Raw genomic sequence first — 15452 nt, forward strand, 5'->3', positions numbered from 1 at the left:
CACATGTTTTTAGGGGCGCGGGGAACTGCGCGACCAGCCCCCACCGGCCCGCACCCGACGAACTACCCCCTCGGCGCTACCCCTTCGCGCACGCATGCCCGTTCAAGGAGAAGTCGTACGCCGGCGCGTTCTTGCCCTGCCAGGACGCGTTGAAGCCCAGGGAGAGCGAACCGTCCGCGGGAACAGACCTGTTGTAGTCGGTCGCGGTCGCGGTCACCTTCGCCCCGCTCTGGCTGTAGTTCGCGTCCCACATCTGCGTCACCCGCTGGCCGTCCTTGAAGGACCAGGTGAGCCGCCAGTCGCTGAGGACCTCCGTGGTGGTGAACGTGACCGTGGCCTGGAAGCCGTCGGGCCACTGGTTCACGAGGGAGTACTCGACCTCGCAGGACGGCGCCGCGCTCTCGCTGGGCTCGGGCTCCGGGACGCCGCCCGAGTTGGTGCCCTGCGGTTCCGGATCGGACTTCTTCGCGCTCGACGACGGGGACGGACCGGTGGTCGGGGTCTTCGTGGGCTCCGCGGAGCCCTGGGCCCGCGAGGTGGCGGAGGGGACGGGGAAGGTGGGATTGGCCACCGGCTGCCCGTCGGCGGGGGTGCCGGTGCCGGGCTTGGCGGTGTCGTGCCCCATGTCCCCGCCCGGCATCATCGAGACGGCGAGGGCGAGCAGGGACACCAGGACGGCCGCGACGAGCAGTCCGTTTCGGACGACCTTCGCCCTGTGCGCGCCGGGGTTCGGGGGACCGCTCTCCAGCGCCGGACGGCCGGCGCCCAGGCGCACCTCGGCGGCCCGGCGACGGCGTTCCAGATAGGCGAGGCCGCCCCAGCCGATGACCCCGCCGGCCAGCGCCGCGGGCAGTCCGCCGCCGTGCAGCCGCAGACAGGCGGCGGCCTCGGCGCACTGCTGGCAGCGCGCGAGGTGCCGGGAGAGGTCGTCCGGGGTCTCGCCCGAGGTGGACCGGGTGACGGCGTCCAGCAGCCGGGCGTAGCTGCGGCACGGGCCGTCCATCGGCGAGTCGAGGTGGTTGCGGTTGCTGCGGTCCCGGAACAGGACGCGTACCTGGGCGAGTTCCTCGCCGACGGTGGCCGGGTCGAGGCCGAGCCGTCGGGCCACGACGGGCAGCGGAAGCGCCTCCACCTCGGCCAGCCACAGCAGTTCGGCGTCCGCCGCCTGGAGGTCGCGCAGTCCGCGCAGGGCGATCGGGCGCTGGAGCGGCGGGCCGGTGTAGCGTGCGGCCTTGTCGGAGTGGAGCCACAGCCGCAGGTCGGGGTCGAGGCGGTGGCCGAGGCCCTGCACCTCCCAGTCCGCCGCGGTGGTGCGAACGGCCGTGAGCAGCAGGGGTATTCGGGGCAGCCGGGCCTGGCGGCGGCCCGCACCACGGACGGCGGCCTCCGCCTCACGGGCCTCGCGCATCCCGAGGGAGAATGCCTCCGTGGCCAGATCGGTGGCGGCGGCGGAGCCGGCCGTGCACAGATCGGCATACGACAGCACGGCATCCCAGCACTCGGAGAACAGCGCGGCCTCAGCGGCGTCCTGGGGGGTCGGCAGGTCGGGCATGGGTCTCCTGCATCGAAAGCGAGGTCAACTCGCCATACTGGCAAAGGAGTTGGGGGGAACCTCGCGGCAGGACAGGAGCCTTTCACGTCTCCCACACAACTGACAAGCAGGCTATTCAAATCTGGTGACGAACGGTTTCAGCCAGAGATACGGACCCGAGGCGGAAAAGTATCAATCCCCGGCGGAATCAACCGTCTCACTCACCTTCTGCGTATCACGGAGCCCAAATGTCACACAGAAGACCCGGCTGCCGGGCAGCCGGGTCTTCACGCTCAGAGAGCGGCCTCGCGCGAGGCCTCGTCTCACACCTCCAGCGGCTCCTGCGCGGGCAGGCTGTCCATGAAGGAGCTCACCGAGAACACCGCGCGGCCGGGACCGGGAGGGCCGTAGCCGGGCGGGGAGGAGAGGCCGAAGTCGTCCATGGTCTGGCGGTAGGCCTGGAGGAGCCGGATGTGGTACTCCAGCGGCGCGCCCTGCGGGTTGGCCTTGCCGAGCGGGGTCGTCGGCTCCGGGCACCAGGTGGTGAAGCGGGGCGTAATGCCGTTCGACATGAAGAAGCGCAGGCCCTCGGTGGTGGAGGCGATCGCCTCGTCGACCGTCTTGAAGCCGAAGGGCTCGGCCATCTCCACGCCCGCCACGAAGTTGGGGATCACATTGCGTGCCCCGAAGACGTCCGCCGAGTCCAGGATCCGCTTGTGCCACTCGTCCCGGCCGACGTACCGCTCCTTGCCCGGGCAGTACATCTTGAAGAGGTACTCGTCCCACACCTCGTAGTTGGGGTGGTAGATCTGCACGCCGTAGTCCTTGAACCGCTGCACGTCGTCCTTCGGCAGCGCCTGGGCGACGACCTTGCCGATCCAGCGGTTCGGGAAGTGCTCCTCGATGGCCTTGGCGTACATGCCGTAGAAGTCGGCCTCGTCACGGCCCTGGAGCTTGGAGGTGATGGCACCGCCGGTGAGGGTGTAGGCGGTCGACGCCTTCGCCGTGTCGTAGCGGTCGATGATCTCCAGGGCTTCCAGGACCTCGTCGACGTCCTTGACCCCGGTGTACGGCCGCCCGGCCGCCTTGTGCTGGCGCCAGTTGTGGTTGATGTCGCAGTACTGGCACTCCTCCTTGGCGCCGAAGTACTGGCAGACCCGGAAGACGGTGAGGTAGATCAGGTAGCCCCACTGGATCGTCGGGGCGACCTCCATGACGGACTTCCCGCTGGAGAGCTTGTGCCGGTAGTACTCCGGCATCGGCGGCACACCCACGTCGGCGATCCGCTTCCCGTCGAGGTAGAGCCCGAGCAGCCCCTCCTCGTCGGCGGCCACGCGGTACGGCGAGGCGGGGTTGACCCGCACCGACACCACGGTCCGCCGGAGGTCGTACGGCCCGCCGGTGAGGATGATCTCCTCGGGCGGGCGGCGCAGCGCGGCCTCGCCCAGCTCCGGCAGGGTGCCGTGGTCGAAGGAGAAGATGAAGTACGACTTCGGCTTCACCTCGCCGGACTCGTTGTCGCTGAGGGCGGACGGGTCGAAGGCCACGCCACCCCGCAACAGGTCCTCCTTGAAGACGGCTTCCCGCGGAACCTGCGGGAACCGCTCCATCAGATCCTCGACCAGCGCGGTTCGGCTGCCCATCCCGTGTTCTCCTCCCGGATCGGACGTACGACTCCTCACGGTATGCCTTCGGCGGGGCGAGGGCGGAACGGGGGTCTGCTCGGTGGGCGATATATGGGTGTATGGGGTGATGAGAGTGACCGAACGTGTGCTGTCAGGCACTCCGTCCCAGCTCGGCCTCCGTCACCGGATGGGCCACCGGCTCCCCCGCCACCATCCGCCGCGCCTCGTCCACGACCGCCTCGCCCAGCCGGGCCAGTTCGTTGCCCTGCGAACCAGCGAGGTGAGGGGTGACGAAGACGTTGGGGAGGCTCAGCAGCGGTGAGTCGGCCGGGAGCGGTTCGGGGTCGGTGACGTCGAGGATCGCGGAGAGCCGGCCGGTGCGCAGTTCCGCGAGGAGGGCGTCGTGGTCCACCAGCGATCCGCGCGCGGTGTTGAGCAGGACGGCCCCGTCGGGCATCAGGGCCAGCTCACGGCGGCCCAGCAGATGGCGGGTCTCCGGGGTCTCGGGTGCGTGCACGCTGACGATCTCGGAGTCCCGCAGCAGCTCGTCCAGCGGCAGCAGCGGCACGCCCAGCGCGGCGGCGCCCGCTGAGTCGACGTAGGGGTCGTACAGGGCCGGCCGCAGGTCGAAGGGGCGCAGCAGCTCGATCACCTTGCGCCCGATCCGGGACGCCCCGATCAGCCCGACCCGCCGCCCGTGGTTGCCGATGCCCGGCACGATCCCCCAGCCGGAGGACGGCCGCCCTGCCCGCAACTGCTCCCGCCGCACGAGGACCTCCTTCCCGGCGAGCAGGATCATCGCGAGGGTGTACTCGGCGACGGGCAGGGCGTTGGCCTCGGCGGCCGAGGAGACGGCGATGCCGCGCCGCCAGAGCTCGGGCGTGGCGAAGCCCTTGACCGAGCCGGCCGCGTGCAGGACGGCCCGGAGCTTCGGGGCCGCGTCGAGGACGGACGCGTCCAGGCGGGGGCAGCCCCAGCCGGTGACCAGGATCTCGGTGCGGGACAGGACCTCGGCGAGTGCCGGGTCGGTGAGATCCTCGGCCACCAGCCCGGGATCGATGTCCACGGACTCCCGCAGCCGCGCCAGCACCTCGGGCGGGAAGACGAGCGGCACGTTCCCGGCGGTCATGGCGAACAGCGCGCGGGGGCGTTCGGACGACGGCACCTGGGGTGGCTCGGACGACGGCGTCCGGGGTCGCTCGGACAAGGCGGGGGCCTCCATACCTGCCGACATCACGTAGAAAACGCTCTCTACGTTAGGTCTCGGCAAATGAGAGGGTCAACGTATACACACTCCCCTGGAGGAACGACGGACATGTCGGAGACGATCACCAACTGGGCGGGCAACATCACCTACGCCGCCAAGGAGCTGCACCGGCCCCACTCGCTGGACGCGGTCCGCGCCCTGGTCGCCGCGAGCGCCCGGGTACGGGTCCTGGGCAGCGGGCACTCCTTCAACGAGATCGCCGAGCCGGGTCCGGAGGGCGTCCTGCTGTCGATCGCCGACCTGCCGCCGGTGATCGACGTGGACACCGCGGCCCGTACCGTACGGGTCTCGGGCGGCGTCCGCTACGCCGAACTGGCCCGCACGGTCCACGCCCACGGCCTCGCGCTGCCCAACATGGCCTCGCTGCCGCACATCTCGGTGGCCGGCTCGGTGGCGACCGGCACCCACGGCTCGGGCGTCGGCAACGGCCCGCTGTCCTCGGCCGTGCGGGAGGTGGAGCTGGTCACGGCGGACGGCTCCCCGCTGACCCTCGGCCGGGACGACCCGCGTTTCGGCGGGGCGGTCACCTCTCTGGGCGCGCTGGGTGTCGTCACCGCGCTCACCCTGGACCTCGTGCCGTCCTTCGACGTCGAGCAGTACGTGTTCACCGAACTCCCCCTCGCCGGACTGGACTCGGCGGCTTTCGAGGCGGTCATGTCGGCGGCGTACAGCGTGAGCCTGTTCACCGACTGGCGTGAGCCGGGCTTCCGGCAGGTGTGGGTCAAGCGGAGCGCGGACCAGCCGTTCGGGGACTTCCCGTGGGCCGCGCCCGCCGGCCAGAAGATGCACCCGGTGCCGGGGATGCCCGCGGTCAACTGCACCGAGCAGTCCGGGGTGCCGGGGCCCTGGCACGAGCGACTCCCGCACTTCCGGGCCGAGTTCACCCCGAGCAGCGGGGAGGAACTCCAGTCGGAGTACCTGCTGCCGCGCGAGTACGCCCTCGACGCCCTGCACGCGGTCGACGGCATCCGGGACACGGTCGCCGGGGTGCTCCAGATCTGCGAGGTGCGGACCGTGGCCGCCGACGAGCAGTGGCTGAGCCCCTCCTACGGGCGGGACACCGTGGCGCTGCACTTCACCTGGATCGCGGACACCGCGGCCGTGCTGCCGGTGGTGCGCGGGCTGGAGGAGGCGCTGGCCCCCTTCGACGCCCGGCCGCACTGGGGGAAGGTCTTCGCCACGCCGGCGGAGGTGCTGCGCGGGCGCTACCCGCGGCTCGGCGACTTCCGGAAGCTGGCGCTCGAGCTGGACCCGGGGGCAAAATTCGCCAACGCCTTCGTGCGGGCCGTACTCGCCGACTGACGTGACCCACCGGCGGGGCGCCGACATCGCGCCGGACTTTATAAAGCCCCTTTCCTAACCCCTTGTACAAAGTCCCCGCAGCCCATAGCCTTGCGCCGCGCCGGTGCCACTGTCGTCCCGGCCTGAGCTGAAGGGATGGGGGTCGGCCCTGGTGAAGCGCACATCACGTGACATCCGCACCGCGAACCGCTACGAGGTGCTGCGCCAGATCATCGCCGAGTCGCCCACCTCACGGCAGGAGCTGGCGGCGGCCACCGGGCTGAGCCTGGCCACCGTCGCCACGCTCGTGGGCGAGCTGCTCGACCTCCATATGATCACGGAGGTCGGGTTCGAGGAGTCGGCCGGCGGCCGGCCCCGGGGGCTCGTGGCCGTCAACGCGTCGGGGGGCGCGTTGATCGGCGTGGACATCGCGGAGACGTACGTCCATGTCGAGCTGTTCGACCTCGGGCTGAACGTCCTGGCCCGCGCCGAGGAGGACGTCCGGCCCGGCGAGAGCCTCCCCGAGCAGGTGGTCGCCCATGTCGCCGCCGCCGTCGGCTCGGTGGTCACCCAGGCCGGCATCGAGGGGGCCCGGGTGCTCGGCGTCGGCGTGAGCGTGCCGGGACAGGTGGACCGCGCGACCGGCATCTCGGAGTACGCGCCCAACTGGGACTGGCACGACGTGCCGCTGGTGGACCTGCTCTCCGAGTACATCGCCTACCCGCTCTACCTGGACAACCCGCTACGTGCCGTCGCGGTGGCCGAGCTGTGGTTCGGGGCCGCGCGCGGGAGCCAGAACGCCGTGGTGGTCACCCTCGGCACCGGCGTCGGCGCCGGTCTCGTGCTGGGCGGCGGGCTGCACCGCGGTGTCTCCAACAGCGCCGGCGAGTGGGGGCACAACACGATCGTCCTGGACGGACGCCTGTGCCGGTGCGGCAACCACGGCTGCGTGGAGACGTACGTGGGCGCGCCCGGGATCATGCTGAACCTGCGTGAGCTGAGCCCCGACAGCGAGCTGCTGCACCCGGGCGACCAGACGGCCACGATCGACGCGCTGGCCCGCGGGATGCTGACCGGGGACCCGGTGGCCGTCGAGGTCGTCCGGCACACCGCACGCTATCTGGGCGCCTCCGTCGCGCACCTGGTCAACCTGTTCAACCCCGAGGTGGTCGTGCTCAGCAGCTGGGTCGCGGCCGCCCTCGGCGAGCCCCTGGTCGCGGAGGTGCGCGAGGCCGTCGCCCGGCACGCGCTGCCCCGGCCGATGGCCGCCACCGAGATCGTCCTCTCCCCGATCCCCACGGACCCGGCGTGCCTGGGTGCGGCGACGTTCGCGCTCGAAGGGGCGCTCCAGTCGGTCGGGCAGAGGTCGGCGACAAAGCGCACCACCTCAGCGCGGAGCAGCACCCACAACCCCCGCTAGGAGCCGTACACAGCACCGCCTCCGCACCGAGTCCGCACCGCCTCCGCACCGCCTTCACGACGACGGAAGGGATGCACGTGACACACCCCCACCGCAGGAGACCGGCACTGCTGACGGCCGCGGCCGCACTGGCCGTCGCCGGTCCCCTGATATCCGCCCCGCCCGCGTCGGCCGTCACCCCCTCGGCGGCCGAAGTCTCCCCCCACGCGGCCCAGACCATCGACAACATCGGCGCCTCGGGCGCCTGGTGGGTCAACGACCTGAAGAACTTCGACCCCAAGGTCCAGGCCCGGGTCGCAAAGCTGCTGTTCTCCGAGGACGGCCTGGCCCTGAGCAGTTACCGCTACAACATCGGCGGTGGCGGCACCGGCGTGACCTACGCGCCCCGCGCTCCCGAGGACTTCCTGAACGACGACGGGTCCTACGACTGGAGCAAGGACAAGGCGGGCCGCACCTTCCTGTACGCGGCCGCCCGGTACGGGGTCAAGGACCTGATCGCCTTCGTCAACAGCGCGCCCGCGCGGTGGAAGACCAACGGCCTGAGCTGCGGCGGCTACCTGAAGGCGGAGAACACCGAGGACTACGCGAAGTACGTCGCCGACGTCACCGCCCACTTCGCCAAGCAGGGCGTGAAGTTCGACTGGATCAGCCCCTTCAACGAGCCGACCAACAGCTTCGCCGACTGCGGCCAGGAGGGCATGCTGGTCCCGGTCGACCAACGCGACGACATCGTGCGGGCGTTGGGCGCCGAGCAGCGGTCCCGGCACCAGCGCACCGGGATCATCGCGGACGAGTCCAGCTCCACGGTGAACTTCAACACCGAGCTCCCGCAGTGGATCTCGCAGCCGGACACCGCCCAGTACGTCGACAGGCTCGCCCACCACACGTACAACAACCCGGGCGACGACCAGCGCGCCAAGGTCTACGAGACGTCCAGGTCGGTCGGCAAGAAGTCGTGGTCGACGGAGATCTGCTGCTTCGGCAACGGCGGCACCGGCTGGGCGCAGGAGTACGACCCCACGATCGACGGCGGCCTGAACCTGTCCCGGATCATCTACAAGGACTTCGCGACCGCGCACGACTCGGCGTTCCAGTGGTGGGTGGCCCTGTCGGAGATGGTCGGCAGCGATCCGCTCGCCCGCAACAGCGAGGGCTGGAACGACGGCCTGATCTACTACGACCCGAAGTACGCCGCCAACGGCAACCAGACCCTGTACTTCACCAAGCGCTACTACGCGCTCGGCCAGTACAGCAAGTTCGTCCGGCCGGGCGCGGTCGCCCACAACGTGACCGGGGTGCCGGCCGGCGTCGAGGTGTCCACCTACGACGACCACGGCAAGTGGGTGGTGGTGGTCAACAACCACAACACCACCGACACCGCGCTGAACCTGCACTTCAACAGCAGGGCGCCGGTGCGCGCGAGCAAGGCCGTGCGGACCTCGGCGACCGAGAGCTGGGCGAAGGTCGCGAGGCCCGCGGTCGAGGGCGGCACGGCGTCGGCGACCCTGCCGGCCCGGTCCATAACCACGTACGTCCTCGACCAGAAGGGCCGCGGCACCTCGGCGGTCACCGGCGCGCTCCAGGGCCGGCAGTCCGGGAAGTGCCTGACCGCGGACACCTCCGGGGCGGTGATCAGCAGCTGCACCGGCGGGGCCGGACAGGTGTGGTCGTACGACGCGAAGGGCCGCCTGAAGGGCGTGAACGGCTACCTGACGGCAGGCGGTTCGGGGCTCGTCACCAGCCCGGAGGCGACCCGTGACGGCAGCCAGCAGTGGCTGCTGAACTCCAACGGCCAGATCGTCAGCGAGACGTCGGGGCAGTGCCTGGACGTGGGCGGACAAGCCACCGCCGACGGCAGCAAGGTCGGCCTGTGGACCTGCAACGGCGGGACCAACCAGGCCTGGTCCAGGCAGTAACGCGTTCCACCCGCAAAGGGTCGCGGGCCGCTGGTGCGGCGGCCCGCGACCCGGGGGCGTCCGGTATCCCGAACGCTTCACAACGCTTCGTACAGACTTCGTCCAACCCCTTGCCGAAGCCTTAGCCGAAGGTTACCGTCCCCGCACCGCTACAGCATTTGAGCCACCTGGCACTGAGCCGCAGAGCCAAGGCGCAGAGCCGCAAGCCGTATTCGAGACAAGGACGTCAGCATGTCGGCAATGAGCAGCACCAACTGGAACCGTCGTAACGTGATGAAGGCCGCGATGGGTCTGGCCGCGGCGGGCGGACTGGCCGCGTGCGGCGGCAACAACGGCCGTGGAGGCGGCTCCGGTTCGGGCACGGCCCTGACCCAGTACTTCCACGCCTACGGCGAGGCGGGCACCGAGCAGGCCATCAAGCGGTACGCGGCGGCGTACAAGAAGGCCGACGTCAGCACCAACTGGATCACCGGCAACAACTTCGAGTCCGCGCTCTTCGCCGCCCTGCTCACCAAGAAGGCGCCCGACGTATTCGAGTTCCACCCGCAGCTCCAGCTCGTCAAGAGCGGCCAGGTGGCGGACCTGACCGACCTGATCGACCCGGTCAAGGACGACTTCAACCCGAACGACATCAAGTCCCACACGGTCGACGGGAAGATCTACGGGATACGCATGATCGACGACCCGCAGTTCTTCTACTACCGCAAGTCGATGTTCGAGAAGGCCAAGGTCGAGGTCCCGACGACGCTCGACGAGCTGATCGAGGCCGCCGCCAAGCTCACCACGGGCAAGGTCAAGGGCGCCTTCCTCGGCAACGACTTCACCGCGATCCAGAACGTCATCATCTGGTCCGCCGGCGCCGACACCATCAACGAGAAGAACGAGATCGCCTACCACACGGACGGCGTCGTCGAGGGTCTCAAGAAGCTGCGCCAGCTGTTCACCAGCGGCAACGTGCTCCTGGACGCCCCGACCGACTTCTGGGACCCCTCCTCGCTCAACCAGGGCCTGTGTGCCATGCAGTGGGGCGGCATGTGGTCCATGCCGGCCATGCAGCAGGCACTCGGCGACGACCTCGGCATCTTCCCCTTCCCGAAGATCGGCTCCGCGGGCAAGCAGTCCGTCTACAACGGCGGCTGGTCGATCTTCGTCAACGCCAAGGGCAAGAACGTCGAGGCGGCCAAGGAGTACGTCAAGTGGCTGTGGATCGACCAGAAGCAGTACCAGGAGGACTGGGCCACCTCGTACGGCTTCCACATCCCGCCGCGCACCTCGATCGCCGCCTCGGCCACCAAGCTCAAGACCGGCCTGCCGGCCGAGGGCGTCAAGCTCTTCACCGACTACGGCCACTTCGACAACATCGCCTACGACCAGACGATGCAGACCGCGTTCGCCGAGGTGATCTCCTCCTCCGTCCGTAAGAACGGCAACCCGGAGGCGGCGCTCGACACCTGCGACAAGAAGGTCAACGTCGAGCTCAAGAAGCTGTTCGGTTAGGCCGCCGGGAAGACCACGTCATGTCGACCACCACCACGCGCGGGGTCGCCCAGCCCGCCCCGGCCACGGCCTCCCCGGCCCGGCCGCGGCGGGGCCTGCGGGGCAACCCGACCGTCAACTTCTGGCTCTTCACCGGGCCGTTCCTCATCGGCCTGGCGATCTTCGTCTTCGTGCCGATCTTCTGGAGCATCTGGCTCAGCTTCTTCGACGCCCGGTACACCGTCACGCCGAGCAAGTTCGTCGGCTTCGACAACTACGTGCAGATCCTGACCAACAGCGAGTTCCCCGACTCCCTGGTGACCTTCACCGTGTTCGCCGCGTTCATCGTGCCGACCACGTGGGCGCTGTCCCTGGGGCTCGCGCTGCTGGTCAACCGGCTGCGCTTCATGCGCGCGTTCTTCCGCTCGGTGTTCTTCCTGCCGACCGCGGTCTCCTACGTGGCCGCCGCGCTGATCTGGAAGATGTCCATCTTCAGCGGTGTCCGCTTCGGCCTCATGAACACCATGCTCGGCTGGTTCGGCGTCGACAACATCGCCTACCTCGCCAACCCGAGCCCGCCCTGGTACTGGCTGGTCATCGTGACCCTGCGGCTGTGGATCCAGTCCGGGTTCTACATGATCCTGTTCCTGGCGGCGCTCCAGAACATCCCGGCCGAGCTGTACGAGGCCGCCGCCATCGACGGCGCCAAGCCCGGCTGGCAGACCTTCCGGCACATCACGCTGCCGCAGCTGCGCGCCACCTCGACCGCCGTGATCCTGCTGCTGCTCATCGCGGCCTACCAGGCGTTCGACGAGTTCTTCAACATCATCGGGCAGAAGGCGACCTGGGCCCAGACCCCGCTCATGGAGCTCTACAAGACCGCACTCGGCACCAGCCAGGACTACGGCGCGGGCAGCGCGGGCGCGGTCGTCCTGTCGCTGCTCATCTGCCTCGTCACCCTGATCCAGGGCAAGTTCATGGGCTTCGGAAGGGGGGAGGACTCCAAGTGACCACCACCACTCCTCCGGTCGGCAAGCAGCGCGACAAGGGCCGGGGCGTCTTCGGCAACACGGGGCTGTACATCGCCGTGGGCGTCGCCGCCGTGCTGTTCCTGATCCCCTTCTACCTGATCTTCCGCAACGCCCTGTCCACGGACCTGGAGATCACCGGCGAGAACTGGAAGGTGCTGCCCTCCTTCCAGTGGGGCAACATCTCCGAACTGTTCAACGACCCGACGGTCGAGTTCGGCAAGTCCATGGTGAACTCGCTGGTCGTCGCCGTCGCGAGCACCGTGGGCACCCTCCTGGTCTGCTCGCTGGCCGGCTACGGCCTGGCCCGCATCCCCTACAAGCACGCCAACAAGGTCTTCTACGCCGTCCTCGCCACCCTGATGGTCCCGACGGCCGTGACCTTCGTCCCGAGCTTCGTCCTGGTCTCCTCCCTGGGCTGGGTGGACACGTATCGTGGCCTGATCATCCCGGGTCTGTTCAGCGGTTTCACCTGCTTCCTGTTCCGGCAGTACTTCCTGGGATTCCCGAAGGAGCTGGAGGAGGCGGCACGGGTGGACGGGCTCGGTTACTGGGGCGCGTACTGGCGGATCGTCGTACCCAACTCGCTGAACTTCTTCGCGGCCATCGCCACGATCACGTTCATCGGCGCCTGGAACTCCTTCCTGTGGCCCCTGGTCATCGGCCAGGACCCCAGCTCCTGGACCGTCCAGATCGCGCTCTCCTCCTTCATGACCAACCAGACCGTCAACTTCCACCTGATCTTCATGGCCACGGCCATCTCGATCCTGCCGCTGATCTTCGTGTTCCTCTTCCTCCAGCGCTGGCTGGTGCAGGGGATCGCGCAGACCGGCATCAAGGGCTGAGGCCCCTCTCTCAAGACCCCTCTGCCAAGACCTGGAGACCGATGTCTTTCCGCACCACCCCCAGCGCCTTCGACTACGTCGAGGACGTCTCACCCGGCAGCGGGGCCCTCCCGCCCCGCGCCTGGTACGCCTCCTCCGACGCGAAGACCCTGTCCCTCGACGGCACCTGGCGCTTCCGCCTGTCGGCGACCGCCGACGCCGAGGACGAATCCTTCGCCGAGGAGGGATACGACCCGGCCGGCTGGGCCGAGGTCACGGTCCCCGGGCACTGGGTCCTCCAGGGCGAGGGCGCCTTCGGGCTGCCCATCTACACCAACCACCTCTATCCGTTCCCGGTGGACCCGCCGCACGTGCCGACGGAGAACCCGACCGGCGACCACCTGCGCGTGTTCGACCTGCCGGAGGACTGGCCCGCACTGTCCGAGGGCGGCGCGGTGATCCGGTTCGACGGCGTCGAGTCCTGCGCCCGGGTCTGGCTCAACGGCACGGACCTCGGCGATTTCAAGGGCTCCCGGCTCGCGCACGAGTTCGCCGTCGGCCATCTGCTGAAGCCCAAGGGCAACGTCCTCGCGGTCCGGGTGCACCAGTGGTCGGCCGGCTCCTACCTGGAGGACCAGGACCAGTGGTGGCTGCCGGGCATCTTCCGTGAGGTGACCCTGCTGCACCGCCCGGCGGGCAGCGCCCTGGACTTCTTCGTGCACGCCTCCTACGACCACCTCACGGGCGAGGGCACCCTGCGCGTGGACTCCGACGTCGACGGGCGGGTGCTGGTGCCCGCCCTCGACATCGATGTCGCGACCGGTGAGTCCGTCACGGCCCTGGTGGCGCCGTGGAGCGCCGAGAGCCCCCGGCTGTACGACGGCGAGCTGGTCACCGAGGGCGAGCGGATCCCGCTCAGGATCGGCTTCCGTACGGTCGCGCTCGAGGACGGCCTGATCAAGGTCAACGGCAAGGCGATCCTCTTCAAGGGCGTCAACCGGCACGAGTGGCACCCCGAGAAGGGCCGCACCCTCGACCTCGCGACCATGCGCGAGGACGTGCTGCTGATGAAGCGGCACAACATCAACGCCGTGCGCACCTCGCACTACCCGCCGCACCCGGCCTTCCTGGACCTGTGCGACGAGTACGGCCTGTGGGTCGTCGACGAGTGCGACCTGGAGACCCACGGCTTCACCGAGCAGGAGTGGCGGGACAACCCCGTCGACGACGACCGCTGGACCCCGGCCCTCCTGGACCGTGCGGCCCGCATGGTCGAGCGGGACAAGAACCACCCCTCGATCGTCTTCTGGTCGCTGGGCAACGAGGCCGGCACCGGGCGCGGCCTGACCGCGATGGCCGAGTGGATCCACGGGCGCGACGCCTCACGTCTGGTGCACTACGAGGGCGACTGGAACTGCCGGGACACCGACGTCTACTCCCGCATGTACGCCGACCACGCCGAGGTCGAGCAGATCGGCAAGGAGCTGGACGGGGGCACCCTGGGGCGCCGGAAGCTGCCGTTCATCCAGTGCGAGTACGGCCACGCCATGGGCAACGGCCCCGGCGGCATCGCCGACTACCAGGAGCTGTTCGAGAAGTACGAGCGGCTCCAGGGCGGCTTCATCTGGGAGTGGATCGACCACGGCGTCACCCACCCCGAGCTGGGCTACGCCTACGGCGGTGACTTCGGCGAGGAGCTGCACGACGGCAACTTCGTCTGCGACGGCCTCATCTTCCCGGACCGCACCCCCTCCCCCGGCCTCGTGGAATACAAGAAGGTCATCGAGCCGGTCTCCTTCGAGGGCTCCGACGGCACCGTGCGGGTGACGAACAAGTACGACTTCGCCGACCTGTCCGCGCTCGCCTTCGAGTGGTCGTACCAGGTCGACGGCGAGACCGTCGAGGCGGGCACACTGTCGGTGCCGGCGCTGGCACCCGGCGAGTCCGCGGACCTCAAGCTCCCCGAACCGCCCGCCCACGTGGACGGCTCGGAGACCCGGTGGACGGTACGGGCCCTGCTCGCCGCCGACACCGCGTGGGCGCCGAAGGACCACGTGGTCGCCTGGGGTCAGTTCCCGGCGGTCGCGGGCGTACGGCCCTCCCTCGTGCCCTCCGCCTCGCCGGTGCGCGAGGAGCGGCTGATCACGCTCGGCCCGGCGACCTTCGACGGCCGTACCGGCGCGCTGCGGACGGTCGGCGGGGTCGCCGTCGAGAACCCGCGGCTGGACGTGTGGCGGGCGACGACCGACAACGACGACGGCACCGAGTGGAAGTCCGGGCTGCGCTACAGCACGCTGTGGCGGACCCTGGGCCTGCACCGGATGCGGCACCGCCTGGTCGGGGTGGAGCTGGAGTCCCAGGCCCTGGTCGTCCGCACCCGTGTGGCGCCCGCGGCCCGCGAGGTGGGCCTGGCCACCGAGTACCGGTGGACCTCGGACGGCTCGCGGCTGAAGCTGACCGTGTCGGTGACGCCCGAGGGGCAGTGGACGGTGCCGCTGCCGCGGCTCGGCGTCCGGCTGGGGCTGTCCGCGGTGGACTCTTCGGTCGACTCTTCGGTCGATGAGGTGACGTGGTTCGGCGGCGGGCCCGGCGAGGCGTACCCGGACACCCGGGCGGCCTCCGAGGTCGGCCGGTGGAGCGCGACCGTGGAGGAACTCCAGACGCCGTACCTGCGCCCGCAGGAGAACGGCGCCCGTGCCGACGTGCGGTGGCTGGAGCTGGGTGGCCTGCGGATCGAGGGCGACCCGGAGTTCTCCTTCGCGGCCCGGCGCTGGACGACCGAGCAGCTGGACGCGGCGACGCACCTGACCGACCTCGTGGCCGGCGAGACGCTGTGGGTCAACCTCGACCACCGCCACCACGGCATCGGCACCGCGTCCTGCGGTCCGGGCGTGCTGCCGCAGTACCACCTGCTCGCCGAGCCGGCGGAGTTCTCGTTCGTGTTCTCGGAGGTCTCCGGGTGACCTCCGGGTGGACCGTGATCTCCGGGTAAACCGTGGTCTTCGGGTGGACCGTGACCTTCGGGTGATCGAATAGTCCAACTCACGGATCGATTAATCCATTGCCCGATTGATCGACATTCTG

10 protein-coding genes are annotated in these 15452 nt (G+C 69.7%); 7 read left to right on the forward strand and 3 right to left on the reverse strand.

Annotated features, from left to right (window positions below):
- Positions 1-76: 76 nt before the first annotated feature.
- The 3 genes from AQJ54_RS16590 to AQJ54_RS16600 form a co-directional block, all read right to left on the reverse strand.
- Complete coding sequence (locus tag AQJ54_RS16590; protein WP_062238107.1) at positions 77-1552, reverse strand: cellulose-binding domain-containing protein; 1476 nt, start codon at positions 1550-1552, stop codon at positions 77-79.
- A 302-nt stretch (positions 1553-1854) separates the two neighbouring features.
- The gene (locus AQJ54_RS16595) at positions 1855-3174 is read right to left on the reverse strand and encodes a radical SAM protein (RefSeq protein ID WP_030313522.1); all 1320 of its coding nucleotides are present in this window, start codon (positions 3172-3174) and stop codon (positions 1855-1857) included.
- Positions 3175-3307: 133 nt separating this feature from the next.
- Positions 3308-4285, reverse strand: coding sequence for a hydroxyacid dehydrogenase (locus AQJ54_RS16600; RefSeq protein ID WP_062238686.1), 978 nt, complete (start codon positions 4283-4285; stop codon positions 3308-3310).
- Between the two features lie 186 nt (positions 4286-4471).
- On the opposite strand from AQJ54_RS16600, the gene AQJ54_RS16605 reads away from it, so the two are divergent.
- The 7 genes from AQJ54_RS16605 (at position 4472) to AQJ54_RS16635 (ending at position 15331) form a co-directional block, all read left to right on the forward strand.
- The gene (locus tag AQJ54_RS16605; protein WP_062238109.1) at positions 4472-5725 is read left to right on the forward strand and encodes an FAD-binding protein; all 1254 of its coding nucleotides are present in this window, start codon (positions 4472-4474) and stop codon (positions 5723-5725) included.
- Positions 5726-5876: 151 nt separating this feature from the next.
- Positions 5877-7124 carry an ROK family transcriptional regulator gene (locus AQJ54_RS16610; RefSeq protein WP_062238111.1) on the forward strand — a complete coding sequence of 416 codons (1248 nt, stop codon included), beginning with the start codon at positions 5877-5879 and terminating at the stop codon, positions 7122-7124.
- Positions 7125-7195: 71 nt separating this feature from the next.
- Positions 7196-9040 (forward strand): glycoside hydrolase, encoded by a 1845-nt coding sequence (locus tag AQJ54_RS16615; RefSeq protein WP_062238113.1) that lies wholly within the window; start codon positions 7196-7198, stop codon positions 9038-9040.
- A gap of 231 nt (positions 9041-9271) precedes the next feature.
- Positions 9272-10537, forward strand: coding sequence for an ABC transporter substrate-binding protein (locus AQJ54_RS16620; RefSeq protein ID WP_062021620.1), 1266 nt, complete (start codon positions 9272-9274; stop codon positions 10535-10537).
- A 20-nt stretch (positions 10538-10557) separates the two neighbouring features.
- Positions 10558-11526 (forward strand): carbohydrate ABC transporter permease, encoded by a 969-nt coding sequence (locus AQJ54_RS16625; protein WP_062238115.1) that lies wholly within the window; start codon positions 10558-10560, stop codon positions 11524-11526.
- On the forward strand, positions 11523-12389 hold the full coding sequence (locus tag AQJ54_RS16630) for a carbohydrate ABC transporter permease (RefSeq protein WP_062238117.1): 867 nt from the start codon (positions 11523-11525) through the stop codon (positions 12387-12389). The genes AQJ54_RS16625 and AQJ54_RS16630 overlap by 4 nt, the downstream gene beginning before the upstream one ends.
- A 41-nt stretch (positions 12390-12430) precedes the next feature.
- Entirely contained in the window at positions 12431-15331 is a 2901-nt protein-coding gene (locus tag AQJ54_RS16635) for a glycoside hydrolase family 2 TIM barrel-domain containing protein (RefSeq protein WP_062238119.1), read from the forward strand.
- Positions 15332-15452: the final 121 nt, after the last annotated feature.

This window comes from Streptomyces griseorubiginosus (assembly GCF_001514195.1).
Lineage (GTDB): Bacteria > Actinomycetota > Actinomycetes > Streptomycetales > Streptomycetaceae > Streptomyces > Streptomyces griseorubiginosus.